The sequence below is a fragment of the Niallia sp. FSL W8-0635 genome, assembly GCF_038007965.1.
Lineage (GTDB): Bacteria > Bacillota > Bacilli > Bacillales > Cytobacillaceae > Niallia.
This window is the reverse complement of record NZ_JBBOYD010000001.1, coordinates 2,464,491-2,484,283: the sequence shown is the minus strand read 5'-3', so window position 1 is coordinate 2,484,283 and position 19,793 is coordinate 2,464,491. Positions and strand designations below refer to the sequence as shown.

Genomic DNA, 19,793 nt, shown 5'->3' with positions numbered 1-19,793 from the left:
GTGTTAACATAATATAGATAAAAAGGGGGAATCCTCTTAAAAAAAATCCTTTTGCTTTTGTGGTGATTGGTATAAGATTGGTTTTGCCGGGAAAAAATCGAAAGATAAAATGGAAAAATGAACGTGAAAAATGAGATTATGTGCTACAATACGATATAAGAACAATCGTTCTGTTTTATTAAATTAGTATCAACAACTGTTTATAAAATTCAATAAATTTGAAAGGAAAAAGAAGGTTGGAAGGTAAGCCTTCTTTTAAACTCGTCTAATAAAGAAAAGTAGTTCACCTATAAAAATTTCTTGATTTTAGAGGAGAATTCGTTTTTTAGACGAATACATAAACAATTGTTCGACATGATACATAGAAAGATAATATGTCGGATTTGTAGAAGTGAAAGGGGTATGTCAGTGGCAAAGAATCAGCAAGCATTCGAATATAATGATGATGCCATTCAAGTATTAGAAGGATTAGAAGCTGTTAGGAAACGTCCCGGGATGTATATTGGGAGTACAGATTCTAGAGGTTTGCATCATCTAGTATATGAAATTGTAGATAACGCAGTCGATGAAGCACTGGCTGGATTTGGAGATACTATCCTTGTAAAAATCCATCGTGACAATTCCATAAGTGTCAAGGATAGAGGACGTGGAATGCCAACTGGAATGCATAAGATTGGAAAGCCGACTCCTGAAGTTATCTTTACCATTCTTCATGCTGGAGGAAAATTTGGACAAGGTGGCTACAAAACAAGTGGTGGACTGCATGGTGTAGGTGCTTCTGTAGTTAACGCGTTATCAGAATGGGTTGTTGTAAAAATTAAGCGTGATGGCTTTGTTTACGAACAACGTTTTGAAAACGGCGGTAAACCTGTCACAACGTTAGAAAAAATCGGAAAAACAAATCAAACTGGAACAACGATACACTTTAAGCCAGACCCAACGATTTTTTCAACGACTACGTATAATTATGAAACGCTTTGTGAGCGATTAAGAGAATCTGCCTTTTTATTAAAAGGATTGCGCATTGAAATTATGGATGAGAGAAATAATGAGCAAAGTGTTTTCCATTATGAAAATGGGATTGAAGCTTTTGTTGAATACTTAAACGAAGAGAAGGATTCCCTACATCCAGTAGTTAGTCTAGAGGGAGAGAGCAATGGAATTGAAGTAGAATATGCCTTTCAATTCAACGATGGATATTCAGAAAATGTCCTCTCATTTGTTAATAATGTCCGCACAAAAGATGGCGGTACTCATGAAGCTGGCGCGAAAACAGCAATGACTCGTATGTTCAATGAATATGCGCGTAAAGTCAGTCTCTTAAAAGAAAAAGATAAAAACTTAGATGGTTCAGATATACGGGAAGGCCTGTCTGCGATAGTCTCTGTTCGAGTACCGGAAGACTTATTGCAATTCGAGGGACAAACTAAGGGTAAATTAGGTACGAGTGAAGCACGGTCAGCTGTTGATGCAGTTGTATCGGAGCATTTAGCTTATTTCTTCGAGGAAAATCCTGAAGTTAGTTCCCTTTTAATAAAAAAATCAATTAAAGCAGCTCAAGCAAGAGAAGCTGCTCGAAAAGCGAGAGAAGAAGCAAGAAGCGGCAAAAAGCGTAAACGAGGTGAAGCTGTTCTTTCTGGTAAACTTACACCTGCTCAGTCGAAAAATCCTCAGAAAAACGAACTTTATTTAGTGGAAGGGGATTCAGCTGGAGGATCTGCAAAACAAGGAAGAGACCGACGTTTCCAAGCAGTATTGCCTCTTCGTGGGAAAGTTATTAATACAGAAAAAGCAAAGCTTGCAGATATCTTTAAAAATGAAGAGATAAATACGATTATTCATGCAATCGGTGCAGGTGTTGGAGCGGACTTTAAGGTAGAAGATACTAATTATGATAAAGTCATTATCATGACGGATGCTGATACAGATGGAGCTCATATTCAAGTACTGTTACTAACATTTTTCTACCGTTATATGAAACCACTTGTAGAGGCTGGTAAAGTATATATTGCCCTACCGCCTTTATACAAAGTAAGCAAAGGTACTGGAAAAAAAGAAGTCATCGAATACTCATGGAGTGATGATGACCTGCAAGATGCGATTAAGAAAATCGGTAAAGGCTATATCCTGCAACGATATAAAGGTCTAGGCGAGATGAATGCAGATCAATTATGGGAAACAACAATGAATCCAGAAACGAGAACATTAATCCGTGTAAAAATTGATGACCTTGCACGTGCAGAACGTCGTGTAACAACATTAATGGGAGATAAAGTAGAACCTCGCAGAAAATGGATCGAATCAAATGTTGCGTTCGGATTAGAAGAAGAAGGTAATATTCTAGAAAATGAAAATATAACGGTCGCAGAGGAGGGAAGTCAATCATGAGTTCATTAGAACATTATCGTGATTTACCCTTAGAAGATGTTATCGGTGACCGTTTTGGAAGGTATAGTAAATACATCATTCAAGAGCGTGCACTTCCTGATGCAAGGGATGGATTAAAGCCTGTACAGCGCCGTATCCTTTATGCCATGCATGTAGAAGGTAATACACATGATAAACATTTTCGAAAATCAGCTAAAACAGTCGGTAACGTAATTGGTAATTATCATCCACATGGAGATTCTTCTGTCTATGACGCCATGGTACGGATGAGTCAGGAATGGAAGGTTCGAAATGTCTTAATTGAAATGCACGGAAATAACGGAAGCATTGACGGAGATCCACCAGCTGCAATGCGTTATACAGAGGCAAGACTGTCTGCTATTTCTGCTGAATTATTACGTGACATTGAAAAAAGAACGGTTGATTTCATTCCAAACTTTGATGATACATCCAACGAACCAACCGTTCTGCCAGCAAAATTCCCGAACCTTCTAGTGAATGGTTCAACTGGTATCTCAGCTGGATACGCAACAGATATTCCTCCCCATCATTTAGGGGAAGTGATCGATGGAGTTATTGAGCGAATGGATTCGCCAAATTGTACGGTTGAAGACATTATGAAGCATATTAAAGGCCCAGATTTCCCAACAGGCGGTATTATTCAAGGGGTAGAAGGCATTAAAAAAGCCTATGAAACCGGTAAAGGGAAAATAATTGTTCGCGGGAAAACGGAAATTGAAACATTACGAGGCGGCAAACAGCAAATCGTTATTACAGAAGTTCCATATGAGTTAAATAAGAGTAATCTCGTTAAAAAAATTGACGAATTGCGATTAGATCGAAAAGTAGAAGGAATTGCTGAAGTAAGAGATGAAACAGATCGTACAGGGTTACGTATTGTTATTGAGCTGAAGAAAGAAGTAGATGCAAACGGAATCTTAAATTTCTTATTTAAAAATACCGATTTACAGATAACATATAGCTTTAATATGGTTGCGATTCATAATAAGCGTCCGAAACTAATGGGGATTATTGCTTTACTTGATGCGTATATTGAACATCAAAAAGAGACGATCAAACGCCGAACTGAGTTTGATCTAGAAAAAGCAAAGGATCGACAGCATATTGTAGACGGTTTAATAAAAGCACTTTCGATATTGGATGAAGTAATCGCAACAATTCGTGCTTCCAAAGATAAACGAGATGCGAAAAATAACTTAATTGCTGCTTATCAATTTACAGAACCACAAGCAGAAGCAATCGTTTCGTTACAGTTATATCGCTTAACAAATACAGATATAACCGCTCTTCAAGCAGAGGCTGCAGAGTTAGCTGAAAAAATTGAAGAATGGACGGCAATTCTTGCAAGTGAGAAGAAATTGCTTTCGGTTATCAAAAAAGAACTAAAAGACGTTAAAAAACGTTTTATTAGTGAAAGACGTACATTGATTCAAGATGAAATTGAAGAAATCAAAATTAATCTTGAAGTATTAGTGGCAAGTGAAGATGTTATTGTAACAGTAACAAAAGATGGCTATATAAAACGTACTAGTCAACGTTCTTACGCAGCTAGCAATGGTCAAGATTTCGGAATGAAGGATACAGATAGGATACTTGCTAAAATCGATGTGAACACTACCGAAGTAGTATTATTATTCACGGATAAAGGAAACTATTTATATTTACCTGTCCATGAATTACCGGATATACGTTGGAAGGATTTAGGACAGCATATTTCTAATATTATTCCAATTGATCGAGATGAATCAATTATTAAAGCTATGCCAATTAAGGACTTCGAACAATCTCAATATCTCGTTTTCTTTACGAAAAATGGAATGGCCAAGAAAACAGAATTGATTAATTATAAAGCACAGCGTTACTCGAAACCATTAGTTGCAATTAATCTTAAAGGTGATGATAAAGTAGTTGATGTTCACCTAACAAATGGAAAGCAAGAAGTGTTAATCGCAACTCATATTGGTTATTCCTTACGATTCCATGAAGAAGAAATCAATATAGTTGGTGCTCGTGCCGCTGGTGTCAAAGGCATAAATTTAAAAGATAATGATTATGTCGTAGCCGGAAAAGTAATTGCGAATCCGCAAGAAGAAGCCGTTGTTATCATTACACAGCGTGGCTCTATCAAGAAAATGAAGCTTTCTGAATTTGAATTTTCTGGAAGAGCAAAACGAGGTTTAATTATGCTTCGCGAATTAAAAGCGAATCCTCATCGTGTTGTTGGAATGACTGTAGTCGAATCAAAAGATACAGTATATATTCAGACCGAAAAAGGAGAGATTGAATCTGTGAAAGTTGCAGACCTCCGCTTTAATGATCGCTATTCAAATGGTTCCTTTGTTATCGATGAAACAGAGGCAGGTAAGATTGTAGAATTGTGGGAAGAAAAAGTCGCCCATGAAGAAGCGTAAATAGTATTAGTTTGAAGAGATTCCCAATTTGCAAAGTGATTTTTGCGATTGGGAATCTTTTTTTGTTGAGCGTATTTGCTTTGATGTGGTGAACGCTAGTATAGGAGAGCCGTTGCGATAATGATATATAGGAAGTGAATGAACCCCACTTTTGGTAAGAAGACAAGGCTCCCCACCAAAAGCCACTATACTTATACATCATCTAAATAATATATATCTCCGATTATTTAAATTTTCTTTTCCTTACTTACATGATTTTTCCAAAAAAGGGCATGCTACAATTATTATGATGTTAGGAGGTTTTAGCATGAGAAGGGAATTACTTGTTGCTTTAAGTGCTTTCTTTTTAATGACTTTAACTGCTATTACTGGTGTATATGCAATGGAGAAGGATGAGAAAACAAACAAATTAATCTTGGAACAAAAAACGGATATAACAAATGATGGGCAAGAAGAGATGATTCATTTAAAGGGAGATGCTTCCGATCAACCTGAAAATAGTAATTTCTTTAAGGAATTGTTTCTTGATGTTTCTACTCAAAAAGATAAGACTGCTACTTTAGCAGTTGAAGGCGGATTTGATCCTAAATTACATATTATGGATATAAATGATGATCACCAAAAAGAATTACTGCTCACTGTTTCCGCTAATGAAAGAGGCTCTGAGAAGAACTTTTACTTCTTTCAACTGCAAGGAAATAAATTAGTAGAATTGTTAAAACCAGAGTTAGCATCGGTAGAAAGCCAGTTTAAGGATGCGTATAAAGCAGAATTAAAAATTAATAAAGAAAAAATGTATATTTTTGATTTATATGATCGTAGACAGCATTATGAAAAGCTTGGACTTTATCATAAAGGAAGATTAAATGAACCAACAGAATTAATCCTATCGCCATTTACTGACTTAAAAGTAACAAGATTAAGTAATCAAACCGCCTTAAAGGGAAAACAACGGATAAGTGGATTGGCTGCTGTTGATACGATTGGTTACTTAGAAACTTGGTGGACTTGGGATAAGCAAGACTGGGTGCTGAAAAAAGTAAAAGTGAAGGAAATTAGCTATAAAGGAAGCTGATAGATAGTAAAAAAAGAAAGTGATCCTTCATTTTAAGGGAAAATAAGTAGTATAATGAAAGTACTTATTTTTTTAGAAGGGATCGAAATCATGTCATTACTTTTCTTATGTTTAAGTGCTGTACTTGGAGGATGGGTGTTTCAAGTGTGCCAACTTCCCCTTTCTTGGCTACTTGGCCCCATGTTCGGTACAATTCTGTATGTTCGACTTGCCAAAAATTCTCCGAAATTACCGTTCTCTTTTCGAGATATCGGGCTCCTTGTCATTGGATACCTCATCGGAAAACAATTTACAAAACAGACTTTAGTGGAAATGGGAAGCCACTTGCCATCCATGCTCTTAATGACTGTTATTATGATTGCTTTTAGTTTAATTCTTGCATTTATCACTTCGAAATTAACACACAGTAATTTAAAGTCAACTGTTGCAGGTAGCATTCCAGGTGGTCTATCTCAAATGATTGCGATTAGCTCTGAAATTAAAGGCATTGATCTTACTGTTGTAACGGTTATTCAAATAAGCCGTATCTTATCTGTCATTATTCTCGTTCCACTCCTTGTTTATAGTCCGATTTTATATGGAAATCAAGCAACAGCAACGGTAACCTCTACTGCTGGAAGTGCAAGTTATCATTGGATGATTTTTCTGTTCCTCTTCTGTTGCTATCTTATCGCAAGCTTAGTGAAAAAGTGGAAGTTCCCAGCACCATTTATGATTGGTCCGATGCTCCTTATTGCGACAATATCAATTGCTGGGTTGGATGTGCCAGCAATTCCAACCACTTTAACATGTGTTGCGCAAACGTTAATCGGCATTCATCTTGGATTGCAAATTAAATTTGGAAATATCGAAAATAAGGCGAAGTTTTTAAGTGTTGTAACGGTAACTTCCACTTTACTCGTTCTTTTTTCATTATTACTTGGTTATATTTTAATTAGCCTAGATAGTGATATCTCCTTATTAACTGCATTTATTGGGTTAGCACCTGGCGGAATGGCGGAAATGGCAGTGCTAGGACAATCTGTTCATGCTAACTTGCCGATAATTACAACCTATCAGTTATTTCGCTTATTATTTATCTTGTTTTGTGTGCCAATTATTATGAAATGGGGATTTCAACGCATGGAAAAACGATTAGAGGAACGAAAAGGTTAGTTTGATTATGCTTTTTTCATTATGGTCATATTATTATTTCATTTGGAGCGAAGGGGAATGGAGATAAGAAAAGCAACTTCAAATGGTATTTTTTTATAAATATAGATTGCAATACATCTTTTCTTTTTCCTCTAACTAATTCAAACTGTGCAATGATATTATTTTAAAAGAATAAGACGAATCCATTTAATTGGTATAAAATAGGATAGAAACAAGTAGCTTGAATATGGGGGGATTAAGTGCCGGTTTTAATTTGCTTTGGAGATAGTATTACTGCTGGAGTAGAAAATAGAAACGAAGCCGTTTTGACAGCTAAGCTGGCAGATAAAATCAATCACTACGAAATAATCAATGCAGGAGTAAATGGTCATAATACCGTGGATGCTTTAAATAGAATACAAGTAGATGTAATCAATAAGAAACCTGATTTGGTAACAGTTTTATTTGGCGCTAATGATGCGGCCTTTCATAAGATGATTCCATTATCTCTTTTTCAAAATAATATAAGCAGAATTGTTCAATTAATTGGTCCAGAAAAGACCATTCTTATTACTCCTGCTCCTGTTGATGAGACGGTGCAGTTTGCTAGAACAAATGAGGTTTTAGCTAGTTATGCAAATGCGGTTAAAGAAGTTGCAATGGAGACAGGAGCACACTTTATTGATTTTTATTCTGAAATGCTTTCTTTGGAAGATTATCAAAAGAAATTAATAGGCATACATAATGATGGTCTCCATTTCGGAGAAGAAGGCTATGATATTTTAGTAGATTTGATTGTAAAAAAAATACAGGGAATTTGGTAGGTGGATATATGGCATATAAAGGTTCCTCAGTATATGATAATGAGCAATTTTTTGAAAATTATCGAGCAAGAAGAAATAGAGAGACAAGTCCTAATAATAGCATAGAACGGCCGATTTTATATGAATTAGTAGGGGAAATCAAAGGGAAGTCTATCCTTGATTTAGGATGCGGCGATGCAAATTTCGGTGTCGAGCTATTAGAAAAAGGTGCAGGAAGCTATGTTGGTGTGGAAGGTTCTAAGAGAATGTTTGAGGAAGCTTCCCGACATTTAAATGGAACAACTGCTTCTGTTTATCATTCCACATTGGAGGATTGGATCTTTACTAATAAGGAAATGGATTTGGTTGTTTCGAGATTAGTATTTCACTATATAAAAGATTTACATGTGATTTTTCAAGGAGTATATCAGACTTTAAAGGATAATGGAACATTCATTTTTAGTGTCCAACACCCACTGTCGCTCTCATCTTTTGATAGTGCCTCTCCATCAGGAAAAAGAACGAATTGGATAGTAGATAATTATTTTTCAATGGGGGAAAGGACGGAGCCTTGGATTGGCGAAGAAGTAGTTAAATATCACCGGACAATAGAGGAGTATTTTCGGCTGTTAAAGGAAGTTGGCTTTAAAGTAACAGATTTACGGGAAGGAATGCCAAAACAAGAGAACTTTCAGCAGAAAGCAGATTGGGAAAGACGGATGAGAATTCCACTTTTCTTGATTTTATCCTGTGAAAAATAAACAGAAAGAAAGGATGTTCGAAATGGAAAAGGAATTAAGACTGTATTTTATTAGACATGGAGAAACACAATATAATATTGAGAAAAGGATGCAAGGGTTTTGTGACTCTCCATTAACGGAAAATGGGATCCAGCAAGCGAAATCTGTTGGCGCTGGTTTAGTAGATATTCCCTTTGTAGCTGCTTATGCGAGTGATAGTCAGAGAGTTTTAGATACTGCAAAATTCGCTTTGGGTACTCGAAATATCCAATTAGCAAAAGATATACGGTTAAAGGAAATGAATTTTGGAATGTTTGAAGCGATGCTACAGGCTGACATCATTGCGGAGCACGGAGATATTCTTGATAGACTCTTTACCTTTAAAGATGTGGAAAGTAAAGTGCAAGATGGAGAATCTTTTACTGAATTATTAAATCGAACAAACGCTGCTGTTGCTGATATTATAGCCGCTCACAAAGATACTGGCGGAAATATTGCAGTCTTTTCTCATGGTGTTACGATTGGCTTTTTGATGAAATCTCTTTTAAATAGTGAAGGATTCCCTCACCATGATAATTGCTGTGTATCCGTTATTCTTGTAAAAGATGGTCAAATAATGGTAGAAAAAGTAGCAGATGCGTCTTTCCGAGATAGTGGAAAATTAGCTTTAAGCATAGAGAACGAATAAGAAGTGAGTAATTATATGAGCTCCTATCTCTTTAAAATGTTTCAATGGAATAAACAAGTTGAAGAGATAGGTAAGCCTACTTTTTTGAAAAATATCCAAAGTGTCATGGAAAAGTCTTCACCGTTAAGGAAATGAAAGTTGGTCAATAGAAGTTTTTTCGTAATGTTTTGTGATTTTGTCAGCGAAAACAAAAGGTTTTCTATCCATTTTTATCATAGGGGGAATGGGAAATGGCTAAATGCTGCTTTATATGTGAGGAAGAGCAATATGGAATATAAATGGATAGGGAGCGACAAGCATTTTGTGGATGAAATTAATATTCTTCAGCTGAAAAATAATCTAGTATTAGGCAGATTCGGAGGGAATTCTTCTGTAGGTCAATATAAAAATGAAGACGGTTGCTTAATCTGGATAAATGAACAAGATGATTGGGAACTAGCGATCCTTTTAGATGCACATGACACTGCACAAAGCGCAGAACTAGTGATAAAAAGCTTGGATCAAAAAAAAGAGGAGATAAAAACAATTCTGCAATTACCGCTAAATAAAGTATTCCCACAAATTACTTCCTTTTTCTTAAACCATTTCGCCAGCAAGGAGTTTCTAGAGCAATGTAAAAGAATTCAAGGAAAAACTGCATGTTTAATCGTTGTTCGAAAAGGAAACTATTTATGGTGGTTATCGATTGGGGACTGTATACTCGCATTAAATCATCCAGAGCTTTCAAGATTAGGAGAATATCAGCAAAATCATCGAAGCTTTTATGAATGGATTGGGCAAAATAGTACCTTCCATCAAGAAGTTCCCTCCTATAATCTAGGTGTGAAAGAATTAAGAAAGGGAAAAACACATATCTTCCTCACCACAGATGGACTAATCGAATGCCCTAATACGGATTATCATCGCATGGAATCTATATTTCGTGGATTTGAAACATTATCTAATCAAGAGAGCGTCTATTATTTGTTAAAGGATATAAAAAATAAAAATGTTCGTGATAGCACAACTATTATTTCTTGGTTTGTACGAAATAAAAAAGAAGCGACAACTCCAAGTAATTTTTAGTAAAGAGATAGGAACGTTAATCCTTTCTATAATCCGAGTTAGAAGAAAAATACATCTTATTTCTATAAATAAGGTGTATTTTATTTTAATTATGTTATACTTATTAAGGTTTATGATTAATTAGTATAACATAATTAAAAAGGAGCGGATTATATGACAATATCAGTTGCAATTAATGGCTTTGGGAGAATCGGAAGAATGGTGCTTAGGAATGCTATTAATGATCAAAATATACATATTACTGCTATTAATGCCAGTTATCCTTCTGAAACGATAGCACATTTAATAAAGTATGACACAATTCATGGAAAATTTCCTGGTAAAGTGGTCGCTAAGGATCATTCGATTCTGATAGATGGTCAAGAGATTCTATTAGTGAATAATCGGAATCCAGAAAAATTACCATGGCGTGAACTTGATATAGATATCGTGGTAGAGGCCACTGGAAAATTTAATCATAGAGATAAAGCGGCATTACATGTAAGAGCCGGCGCGAAAAAAGTGGTGCTTACCGCTCCTGGTGTAAATGCTGATGCAACCATCGTAATGGGAGTGAATGATGATAGTTTAAATATAGATAAACATCATATTATTTCGAATGCATCATGTACAACCAATTGTTTAGGACCTGTTGCTAAGGTTATAGATGAACATTTTACGATAAAGAATGGATTAATGACAACGATTCATTCCTTTACAAATGATCAAAACAATATTGATAATCCACATAATGATTTACGCCGAGCAAGATCTTGTGGGCAAAATATAATTCCCACATCGACAGGTGCTGCTAAGGCTTTGAAACAAATTCTTCCACACTTAGAAGGAAAGCTTCATGGAATGGCGTTAAGAGTGCCAACACAGAATGTATCTTTAGTAGATTTAGTCGTCGATTTAGAAAAAAATGTAACGAGAGAAACTGTTAATCAAGCATTTGAGAAGGCATCACGAGGAAAACTGAAAGGAATTCTTGCTATTACGGAGGAACCTTTAGTTTCTGTTGATTTTAATACAACGACCCAATCAGCTACCATTGATGCTTTATCGACAATGGTTATCGGACAAAATAAAGTGAAAATACTGGCATGGTATGACAATGAATGGGGCTATTCTAATCGAGTTGTAGATTTGGTTAAGCTTGTAGGCAGCAAGATGCGAGTAAAAATGGATAGTCAAGCTGTGTAAGAGAAAGCTAGCTTAATAGATAAAGGGATAGATGGAGACAGGTAATTTACCTGAATGCATCTATCTTTTTTTATATTTTTTCATGATAATTCTTCCTCATAAATGGAAATATCACGCATATTTATATGTAGGAATGAAAGGAGGATAGTGTTCAAAAATGGATTAGAGGAGGAATGGAAATGAAAATAAAACAAATTAAATCAGAAGCAAGGCATGCTTTAAAAGGATATTGGGGAAAAGGTGTCTTATTAAGCCTTATTTATTTCCTTATTAGTTTGGTTCTGACGACACTAATTAATATTCTCTTTAGTGGTGGAATACATAATTGGCTATATCAGCAATCATCTTCTGCTGGGGCTGATTTGGTTAATTTTATCATCAATCTCCTGTTTATTCCGTTGACTATAGGAATTCTTTGGTTTTATTTAAGCCTTGTACGTTCTGAAAGTCCACAAGTTTCGCAAGTTTTTAGAATATATACAGATGCTGCACTATCTGTGAAGCTTATCGGCACAAATATTATGATTGGCATTTTTACATTTCTATGGTCTTTATTGTTACTTATTCCTGGGATAATGAAAGGGTTAGCTTATTCGCAAACGATGTTTTTACTAAAGGATAATCCAGAGTATGGAATCTTTGAAGCAATTACTGAAAGTAGAAGAAGAATGGATGGATACAAGTGGAAGTACTTTTTGCTAAATCTAAGCTTTATTGGCTGGGGACTTCTATGTATCCTTTCCATTGGAATTGGCTTTCTGTGGTTAGTTCCTTATGTTTATACTTCCAATGCTACTTTTTACCAAAATCATATTGCGGAAAAAGAGGTAATAGAACTTTAAAGTGTCTTTCCCTTCAATGGCAGTGGAGCTTCGTAAATCAATTTTTTGGAATGGGACTATGTTAAGTAGTCCTAATTTTCTTATATAGAAGTTTATCTTTTTGGGAAAAATTAGACTTTTTTAAAAAAGATAGAAACTTTTTCCTATCTTTATTCGTAAATACTTGTAATTAGAGAGGGAGGATTTGGGTATGTCTCTTTTACGTGTAGAGATAGAAAAAGCTGGCTATGAGAAAAAGAAAGAAATCATTCAGGACATTCATTTCGCAATTGAAAAAGGAGAGTTGGTTGGCTTAATAGGGCCAAACGGAGCTGGGAAAAGTACAACGATTAAAAGTTTGCTTGGTTTAATGGAATATTTAGATGGAGAAATTTCGTACAACGATGATATCACTTATTCTTATTTACCAGAAAGGCCCATTTTTTATGATGAATTAACTTTATGGGAACATCTTGATTTTGTTGCTGCAGTGGAAGGTTTAGAAGAAAAAGCTTATAAAGAAAAGGCAAATATGTTATTAGATAAGTACAAGCTATTGGAACATGCACATGAAAACCCTACGAAATATTCAAAAGGAATGCAGCAAAAAGCGATGCTCGTTCTTGCGATGATAACAAATCCCTTATTATATATTATCGATGAACCATTTATGGGCCTTGATCCAAATGCGATGAAGCTATTCCTAGAATCGATTGAAATGGAACAAGAGCGTGGGGCGGGAATCCTCATGTCGACACATGTATTAGATACTGCAGAAAAGATATGTGATCGATTTCTTATGATTCATGATGGACAGCTTGTTGCAAAAGGAACGCTAGAGGATATACGAAGACAGTGTCATTTGCCTGATGGCTCCTTGTATGATTGTTTTCATATGTTAGCTGAAGGTTCTAAAAATGAAAAGTAGGCAGCTATTTAATCATCGTGTAATAAGAAATTGGAAGTTTCAAAGTCAGGTTTTTCGTTCTGTGACAGATTGGACGGTAGTCTTATATATTCTTATTCCTGCCCTTATTTTTTGTATAGCCATTTATCTTTCATGGTGGAAGGAATTGCCTGTATGGCTTGATAACATACCTTTTATCATACCGTTTTTTGTACTTTACCTTTTATCATGGTCTGGAAATATACGTACCTTTATTGTGGAAGCGGACAAAGTATTTTTGGTTAAGAATCAGGATTTGTTAAGAGGATTAAAAAGAAGGGCTTATCTTTATTCTTTTCTTCAACAAATTCTTGTCCTATGTGCAGGGATTGGTTGTCTTCTGCCTTTTCTGCTCCATTATTATTTGTTAAGCTGGCAGGAGATTATCGTCTTATTTGTCTACTTTAGTTCATTACAAGCGTGTCTGCTATTTCTGAAATATCAAATCCGAAAAATTGTTTCTACTTTTCAAAAAAGTGTCATTTTGCTTTTCTCGTTTCTAGTATTTAATTGGTTTAGTCAATGGATATATAGTATAGTAGTTAATGGTTATCATTTTCCAGTATATGCTATTTCTATTGTGATACTTATTTTATCGATTATCTTAAGTTTGAAAGCGATAAGTAAGATAGGTTCTCTTGACATGCATATTGCAATGGAGCAAGAACGAAAAACGAATCTTACGCAATTTATCTTTATGGCTGCACCGCAACTAGAAAAGCCAGTGGTAATAAGAAGAAAGAAGCCTTTACTTTTCCGGAATTCTCAACGGATTTTTAAAAAACGTACTCCGATTAATGCTTTGATTGAATTATTCATGAAAATTGTGGTTCGAAATTCAAGTTATTTATATGGCTATTTTATGTTGATTAATAGTACAACATGGGCAATTATTCTCCTTCCGCCCATGTGGCTAAAAATAACTATATTTATTGCTTTTTGCTTTATGATGTATGGATGGCTTATTTCACTTTGGAATAAAGTCTGTCAGTATCATCCATTAATGAACAAATATATGGATCGTGATTTTTATTTTATCGCAAGGAAAAGAGGCGTTTGGATAATGCTAGTTCTAGCATTATGCGTCATTATCTTATTTTACACTGTAGTTTGGCTGTTAAAGGCAATGATCGGCCTTGTCTAAAAATATGGGAGGCGTAATATGGAACAACAATGGTTACAATGGGCAAAGCAGCTTCAATCGATTGCTCAAGCAGGCTTAACGTATTCAAAAGATATATATGATTTGGAAAGATTTGAATCCATTCGAAATATTAGTGTGGACATTATGTCAGAATTTACAAAAGTCGATACAACCATCATTCGTGAGCTTTTTGCGAATGAAACTGGTTATGCTACTCCAAAAGTGGATATTCGAGCGGTCGTTTTTAAGGATGAGAAAATTTTAATGGTAAAAGAAAAAACGGATCAGTCCTGGGCGCTACCAGGAGGATGGGGAGATATTGGTTTAACACCAGCAGAAGTCGCAATAAAAGAGGTCCAAGAGGAATCTGGTTTTGATGTAGAAGCCGTTAAATTAATTGGGGTATTGGATAAGAAATGTCATCCTCATCCACCATCTCCATATCATGTATATAAAATGTTTATTCAATGCGAGATTATAGGGGGAGAGGCAAAAGAAGGGATCGAAACTAGCTCTGTCGATTTTTTTGCGGAAAATGAACTTCCGTCTCTTTCCATACCAAGGAACACAGAATCACAAATTCTATTAGCTTTTAAGCATTTACATAATCCAGAGGAGCCTGCTTACTTTGATTAAGCCCATCTATAATGGACATTTTTTTAAGGAAATCAATTAGTTGATTTGTAATTTTGAAATAATTAAAATGGAAAGGGAAATGAAATAAATTTTGAGGATGGTTAGTTATGAAGGAAAAAGAAATACAAAAATTTCGTCAACCAGACTATGAGATTGATCCTATGTTTATCAATCGTTGGTCTCCCCGTTCGTTTTTAGAAAAAGAAGTGCCAGAAGAAGTGTTAATGCGTGTTTTCGAAGCAGCTCGCTGGGCGCCTTCTGCCAATAATTCGCAGCCATGGCGATTTATCGTTGCTCGTACTCAAGCAGAACGCGAACTATTCCATTCTTTTATTTTTGAAAGAAATTTAGAATGGTGTAAAAATGCTCCTGTGTTAGCAGTGCTTATTTCAGATAAGCAAAATCGGATGGATGGTTTTGATAGTGGGACTGCATGGGGATTCTTATCGTTGCAGGCAATCAAAGAAGGATTGAAAACTCATGCTATTGGTGGATTTGATAAGGAAAAAGCACGAGAAGTGTTAAATATTCCAGAAGAATTTAATGTTCAAGTAGCAATTGCCATTGGATATCAAGGAGAAAAGGAAGCATTACCAGAAGATTTTCAAGCACGTGAACTGCCTTCCAATCGTCGTCCGTTAAGTGAGTCGGTTTTTGTGGGGAAATTTAAATAATAAATATTATGCTAACCGTATATTGTGATGAAAGGATATAGAAGCAAATTAAACTTTCATTATAATTTCCTTCTTTCTCTAATTAGTACTGAGCAAATAGCCATATTTATGGAGGAGATATTTATGAATATTCATTTGGCAAGAAGTAATGATTTAGAAGCAATATCTGAGTGTGTAAATACAGCTTACAGCATGTATATATCGAGATTAGGCAAAAAACCAGCTTCTATGGTAACGAATTATTCAGAACTTATTGCAAATGGAGTTGTTCATGTAGTATTAGAGAAGGAGGAGTTAAAAGGTCTAATCGTGCTTATTCCGAAGACAAACTATTTGTTATTAAAAAATTTAGCGGTTCATCCGAGATTTCAAGGACAAGGAATTGGACGTAAATTAATAGAATTTGCAATCGAGTATGCTGAGACAAGAAATTTAGAGGAAGTTCGCTTATATACAAATGAGTTAATGAGCGAAAATCTTGAATATTACCCTAAGATTGGGTTTGTTGAAACAGATCGCCGGACGGAAGATGGATTCAATCGTGTATATATGACGAAGAAATTATAAATTTAAAACTATAAAGAGCGGTTTAATAAAGCTACTTCCGAATGCTTAGACATAAAGTATTGGAATAAAAAATGTGTATGTGAAATGTAAATTATTAAACGAAACCTCTACTAGTATTAATAGAGGTTTTTAAGTTGTTTAGTAACTGTTAAAAGCTTTTAGTACCAAAAATTGTTTTTGATTTAATTAAACCTATTTGGTACTAAGGTATCAGTTGACAAAAGGAGATTTATATTAGATGATTGACTAAGTCATCTATTTTTCAGAAACGAAATAAATTGAATTGGAACTTATACACTAAACATAATCTTCCATATAAGAATTGAATTTTTTTTTATTGGGACGATAATTATAGGTAATAAAAAATTCATAGTTGTTTTAAATCACAGGGAATAGTTGACTAAGTCATCTAAGTAAGGAGAAAGACGAATGAATTTTAACAATATGGTAGACACAAAATGGAAACTTATTTTATTTATTATTACAACGTTTGTTCTTATTGTTGTAATTGCGATTTTTGGATTGTTAATCTATATTAATCACTATAAAAATCCAGATGATCAGAAACTTGCTGACGCAGGTATATTGGAAAAGACGATAAAGGTAGGAGATGTAACATTTAATTATGCTGAAGGTCCTGATAATGGACCACCACTACTTTTATTACATGCACAGACATTAGATTGGTACACGTATAGTAAAGTACTTCCTGAATTATCTACAAAATTTCATCTATTCGCAGTTGATTATCCAGGACATGGGAAAACAAAGGTACCTGCTGATTATAAATTTTCTGCTAATGAGATAGGTGCTGATCTAGCAAATTTTATTGAAAATGTGATTCAGGAACCAGCTTTTGTGACAGGTAATTCATCAGGTGGGTTATTAACAACATGGTTGGCAGCTAACAAACCAGAATTGGTAAGAGCTATTGTTTTGGAAGATCCGCCTTTATTTTCTTCAGAATATCCAGAAATAAAAAGAACTGTTGCAGATAAACTATTTACATCTAGTTATAATGCAGTTAATGAAGGCGATAGTAATTATTTGAATTATTGGATGAAAAATAGTAAAGAATTCTTCGACAAATACACGGGGCCCTTTTCCCAACAAATAGTTGAATTTGTTGTAACTAGTTATAAAGATGCGAATCCAGGACAACCAGTGTCCATCCCTTTTCTTCCGGCATCCGTCCAAGAAATGATAAGGGGAATGGATTACTATAATCCAAACTTTGGGGCTTCATTTCACGTAGGAACATGGAATGAAGGATTTGATCATGCGGAAGCACTGCAAAAAATAAAATGCCCTACCCTTTTAATTCATGCTAATTTTGATATTACGGAAAACGGAATTCTTGATGGAGCTATGTCACAAGAGCAGGCAGACCGTGCAGTTTCATTAGTAAAGGATATTCAATATGTAAGAGTTGACGCTGCACATGTTACAAACCTAGAAGTTCCAGATCAGTTCGTTCAAATAGTGGAAGATTTCTTTTTAGACAATTAATCGTTAATGTAGCCCCTTACTATGTTTTAAGTGAGGGGTTTATGGTATAGATAAACATTAGAGAATAGAATAATTTTCAAGGCTGAAAGAGCAGCTAACTAAGCTTGAAAAAATAGTAGTTGAATAAAGTCGATTTTATTAGGAAAATGGAACTGAAGAAAAGAAAATGAAGGAGGGCATAGCAAAGCTAATTGCTATGTTATAAACAGAAATTATGGATTATAAAAAAATTATTCAGGCATTTGGGATATTAAACCGAACATTTTTAAGCTATTCAACAAAATCATTATCTGGTGAAGATCTTTCTTATTCTGATAGTATCTTTCTGTTTAATATTGGAGTGAAAGAGGGAATTATTCAGAAGGAATTATCCAATGTTTTAGCGATTGATAAAGCAGCAATAGCAAGATCAGTGAAAAATATGCAAAAAAAAGGATTTGTAAGAGTCGTTCCTTCTTCCTTAGATAAAAGAGAGAAGGAGTTATATCTAACAGCATCAGGAGAAAGACTTTTTCAATCGTTACAAAAAATAAATAAGTTATGGATTGATTACACATTAGATGGACTAAATCACGAAGAAGTGGAAACATTTTGCAAAGTACTAGATAAAATCAGTAATAGGGCAAGAGATTTTTCTTATGATGAAAACATGGGAAAACAAAAGAAAGAGATGAACCTTTAAAAAATTTTTTAACCTAAATGGGCAAAAAATAATAATGAAAGGTTCTATTACGATAATCTTATAATTATTATTGCTAAAAAGAGGGATGCCTTACATTTAAGACATTCCTCCACCTAACTAGGAAACCTATTTCAGCAAAGAGATTTTTCAATCAAGACTTATCTGGAACTTTTCTAATAAATCTTTAAGAGCTGGTCGCTCATTTCCATCTCGACCAACTACATGGGTTGCGGTGATTAAGGAGTTGAGCACTGCTTCTTCTGTTGCCTCACCAACGGCTCTGAAAGCCAAATCAATATCCTCTTCATGGATTGTCGAAACGGGAACGCTAAAAGCGGGTTTTTCGTGTGGGATTTTTGTTGCTGTTGAAAAACCAATGACGATTTCACCGCTACCAGTTGTAATGATGGACCCAGTACGGGAAAGGCCAGAAACGGCTCGCTTAATAATTCGGCTTAATTGTCTCTCTGACACCGGAAGATCTGTTGCAACAATAATAATGACAGAACCTTGATCTTTATCTTTTTTTGCTTGAAGAAGATGCTCTTTTAACTCTTGTCCGATTGGATTCCCGGCTATTGTTAAATCACTTAATATCCCGAAATTAGTAAGGGCGAACACACCGATTGTATATGTTCCATGCTCCAACGTCATTTGTCGTGAGGACGTCCCAATTCCCCCTTTTAATGAATAGCAAAGCATCCCTCTTCCCGCACCAACTGAGCCTTCTTCAAATTCGAGAGACGCATTAGCGATTGCCTCGAAAACATGTTCTTTTGTAATGTTTCGTGCTCGTACATCATTTAAAAACATATCATTACATTCACACACAATTGGGTTGACGGTGCCAGTTGATCTGCCAATTTCCTCGTTTTGTTCGAGCATATATTCAATTAATGCATCAGCTGCAGTTCCAATGCTTAATGTGTTTGTTAAAAGGATAGGCGTTTCGATTGTCCCTAATTCATTGATTTGAATGGTGCCCATCGTTTTGCCAAAACCATTAATTACATGGCTTGCAGCGATTACTTTTTCTTTAAAAACATTTCCTTGATGTGGCAGAATGGCCGTAACGCCTGTTTGGATATCACCATTATTCAATGTAACATGACCAACAGTAACGCCCTCGACATCCGTAATCGCATTTTTACTGCCTGTTTCTAATCTACCGATTGTTATTCCGTAATCTCGCAGTCTTTTTTGTGTTTTCATCCATTAGCCCGCCTTCCTTTTATATACTTTTTATTTTTTCAAAAAATTAGAAGTTTTTCAAGTTTATTATTTGCTTTAGCTCCTCTTAATGG

18 protein-coding genes are annotated in these 19,793 nt (G+C 35.1%); 17 read left to right on the top strand and 1 reads right to left on the bottom strand.

What is annotated here, in order from left to right:
• The first annotated feature begins 408 nt into the window (after positions 1–408).
• The 17 genes from parE to NYE52_RS11780 all read left to right on the top strand — a co-directional run bounded on the left by parE (position 409) and on the right by NYE52_RS11780 (position 18,489).
• Positions 409–2,388, top strand: a complete 1,980-nt coding sequence (gene parE, locus NYE52_RS11860; protein WP_341193252.1) for a DNA topoisomerase IV subunit B — start codon at positions 409–411, stop codon at positions 2,386–2,388.
• Positions 2,385–4,820 carry a DNA topoisomerase IV subunit A gene (gene parC / locus NYE52_RS11855; RefSeq protein ID WP_341193251.1) on the top strand — a complete coding sequence of 812 codons (2,436 nt, stop codon included), beginning with the start codon at positions 2,385–2,387 and terminating at the stop codon, positions 4,818–4,820. The genes parE and parC overlap by 4 nt, the downstream gene beginning before the upstream one ends.
• A 307-nt stretch (positions 4,821–5,127) precedes the next feature.
• Positions 5,128–5,895 (top strand): hypothetical protein, encoded by a 768-nt coding sequence (locus NYE52_RS11850; protein WP_341193250.1) that lies wholly within the window; start codon positions 5,128–5,130, stop codon positions 5,893–5,895.
• 90 nt (positions 5,896–5,985) lie between these two features.
• Positions 5,986–7,050, top strand: a complete 1,065-nt coding sequence (locus NYE52_RS11845; protein WP_341193249.1) for an AbrB family transcriptional regulator — start codon at positions 5,986–5,988, stop codon at positions 7,048–7,050.
• A 239-nt stretch (positions 7,051–7,289) separates the two neighbouring features.
• On the top strand, positions 7,290–7,853 hold the full coding sequence (locus NYE52_RS11840; protein ID WP_341193248.1) for an SGNH/GDSL hydrolase family protein: 564 nt from the start codon (positions 7,290–7,292) through the stop codon (positions 7,851–7,853).
• A gap of 8 nt (positions 7,854–7,861) precedes the next feature.
• A complete protein-coding gene (locus NYE52_RS11835; protein ID WP_341193247.1) occupies positions 7,862–8,593 on the top strand; it encodes a class I SAM-dependent methyltransferase in 732 nt (243 codons plus the stop codon).
• A gap of 22 nt (positions 8,594–8,615) precedes the next feature.
• Entirely contained in the window at positions 8,616–9,260 is a 645-nt protein-coding gene (locus NYE52_RS11830) for a histidine phosphatase family protein (RefSeq protein ID WP_341193246.1), read from the top strand.
• A 267-nt stretch (positions 9,261–9,527) separates the two neighbouring features.
• Entirely contained in the window at positions 9,528–10,325 is a 798-nt protein-coding gene (locus NYE52_RS11825) for a protein phosphatase 2C domain-containing protein (RefSeq protein WP_341193245.1), read from the top strand.
• 153 nt (positions 10,326–10,478) lie between these two features.
• A complete protein-coding gene (locus NYE52_RS11820) occupies positions 10,479–11,510 on the top strand; it encodes a glyceraldehyde-3-phosphate dehydrogenase (protein ID WP_341193244.1) in 1,032 nt (343 codons plus the stop codon).
• 179 nt (positions 11,511–11,689) lie between these two features.
• Positions 11,690–12,352 carry a DUF975 family protein gene (locus NYE52_RS11815; protein WP_341193243.1) on the top strand — a complete coding sequence of 221 codons (663 nt, stop codon included), beginning with the start codon at positions 11,690–11,692 and terminating at the stop codon, positions 12,350–12,352.
• Between the two features lie 190 nt (positions 12,353–12,542).
• Complete coding sequence (locus tag NYE52_RS11810; RefSeq protein ID WP_341193242.1) at positions 12,543–13,259, top strand: ABC transporter ATP-binding protein; 717 nt, start codon at positions 12,543–12,545, stop codon at positions 13,257–13,259.
• Positions 13,249–14,421, top strand: a complete 1,173-nt coding sequence (locus NYE52_RS11805) for an ABC transporter permease (protein WP_341193241.1) — start codon at positions 13,249–13,251, stop codon at positions 14,419–14,421. The genes NYE52_RS11810 and NYE52_RS11805 overlap by 11 nt, the downstream gene beginning before the upstream one ends.
• Positions 14,422–14,439: 18 nt before the next feature.
• The gene (locus NYE52_RS11800) at positions 14,440–15,057 is read left to right on the top strand and encodes an NUDIX hydrolase (protein ID WP_341193240.1); all 618 of its coding nucleotides are present in this window, start codon (positions 14,440–14,442) and stop codon (positions 15,055–15,057) included.
• Positions 15,058–15,164: 107 nt separating this feature from the next.
• Entirely contained in the window at positions 15,165–15,731 is a 567-nt protein-coding gene (locus NYE52_RS11795) for a nitroreductase family protein (RefSeq protein WP_341193239.1), read from the top strand.
• Positions 15,732–15,854: 123 nt separating this feature from the next.
• Positions 15,855–16,298 carry a GNAT family N-acetyltransferase gene (locus NYE52_RS11790; protein WP_341193238.1) on the top strand — a complete coding sequence of 148 codons (444 nt, stop codon included), beginning with the start codon at positions 15,855–15,857 and terminating at the stop codon, positions 16,296–16,298.
• A gap of 429 nt (positions 16,299–16,727) precedes the next feature.
• Positions 16,728–17,807, top strand: a complete 1,080-nt coding sequence (locus tag NYE52_RS11785; protein ID WP_341193237.1) for an alpha/beta fold hydrolase — start codon at positions 16,728–16,730, stop codon at positions 17,805–17,807.
• Positions 17,808–18,021: 214 nt separating this feature from the next.
• Positions 18,022–18,489: a MarR family winged helix-turn-helix transcriptional regulator gene (locus NYE52_RS11780; RefSeq protein WP_341193236.1), complete on the top strand. Its 468-nt coding sequence runs from the start codon at positions 18,022–18,024 to the stop codon at positions 18,487–18,489.
• A 147-nt stretch (positions 18,490–18,636) separates the two neighbouring features.
• Here the strand turns inward: NYE52_RS11780 and NYE52_RS11775 are convergent, their stop codons facing one another.
• Positions 18,637–19,701, bottom strand: a complete 1,065-nt coding sequence (locus tag NYE52_RS11775; protein ID WP_341193235.1) for a DmpA family aminopeptidase — start codon at positions 19,699–19,701, stop codon at positions 18,637–18,639.
• Positions 19,702–19,793: the final 92 nt, after the last annotated feature.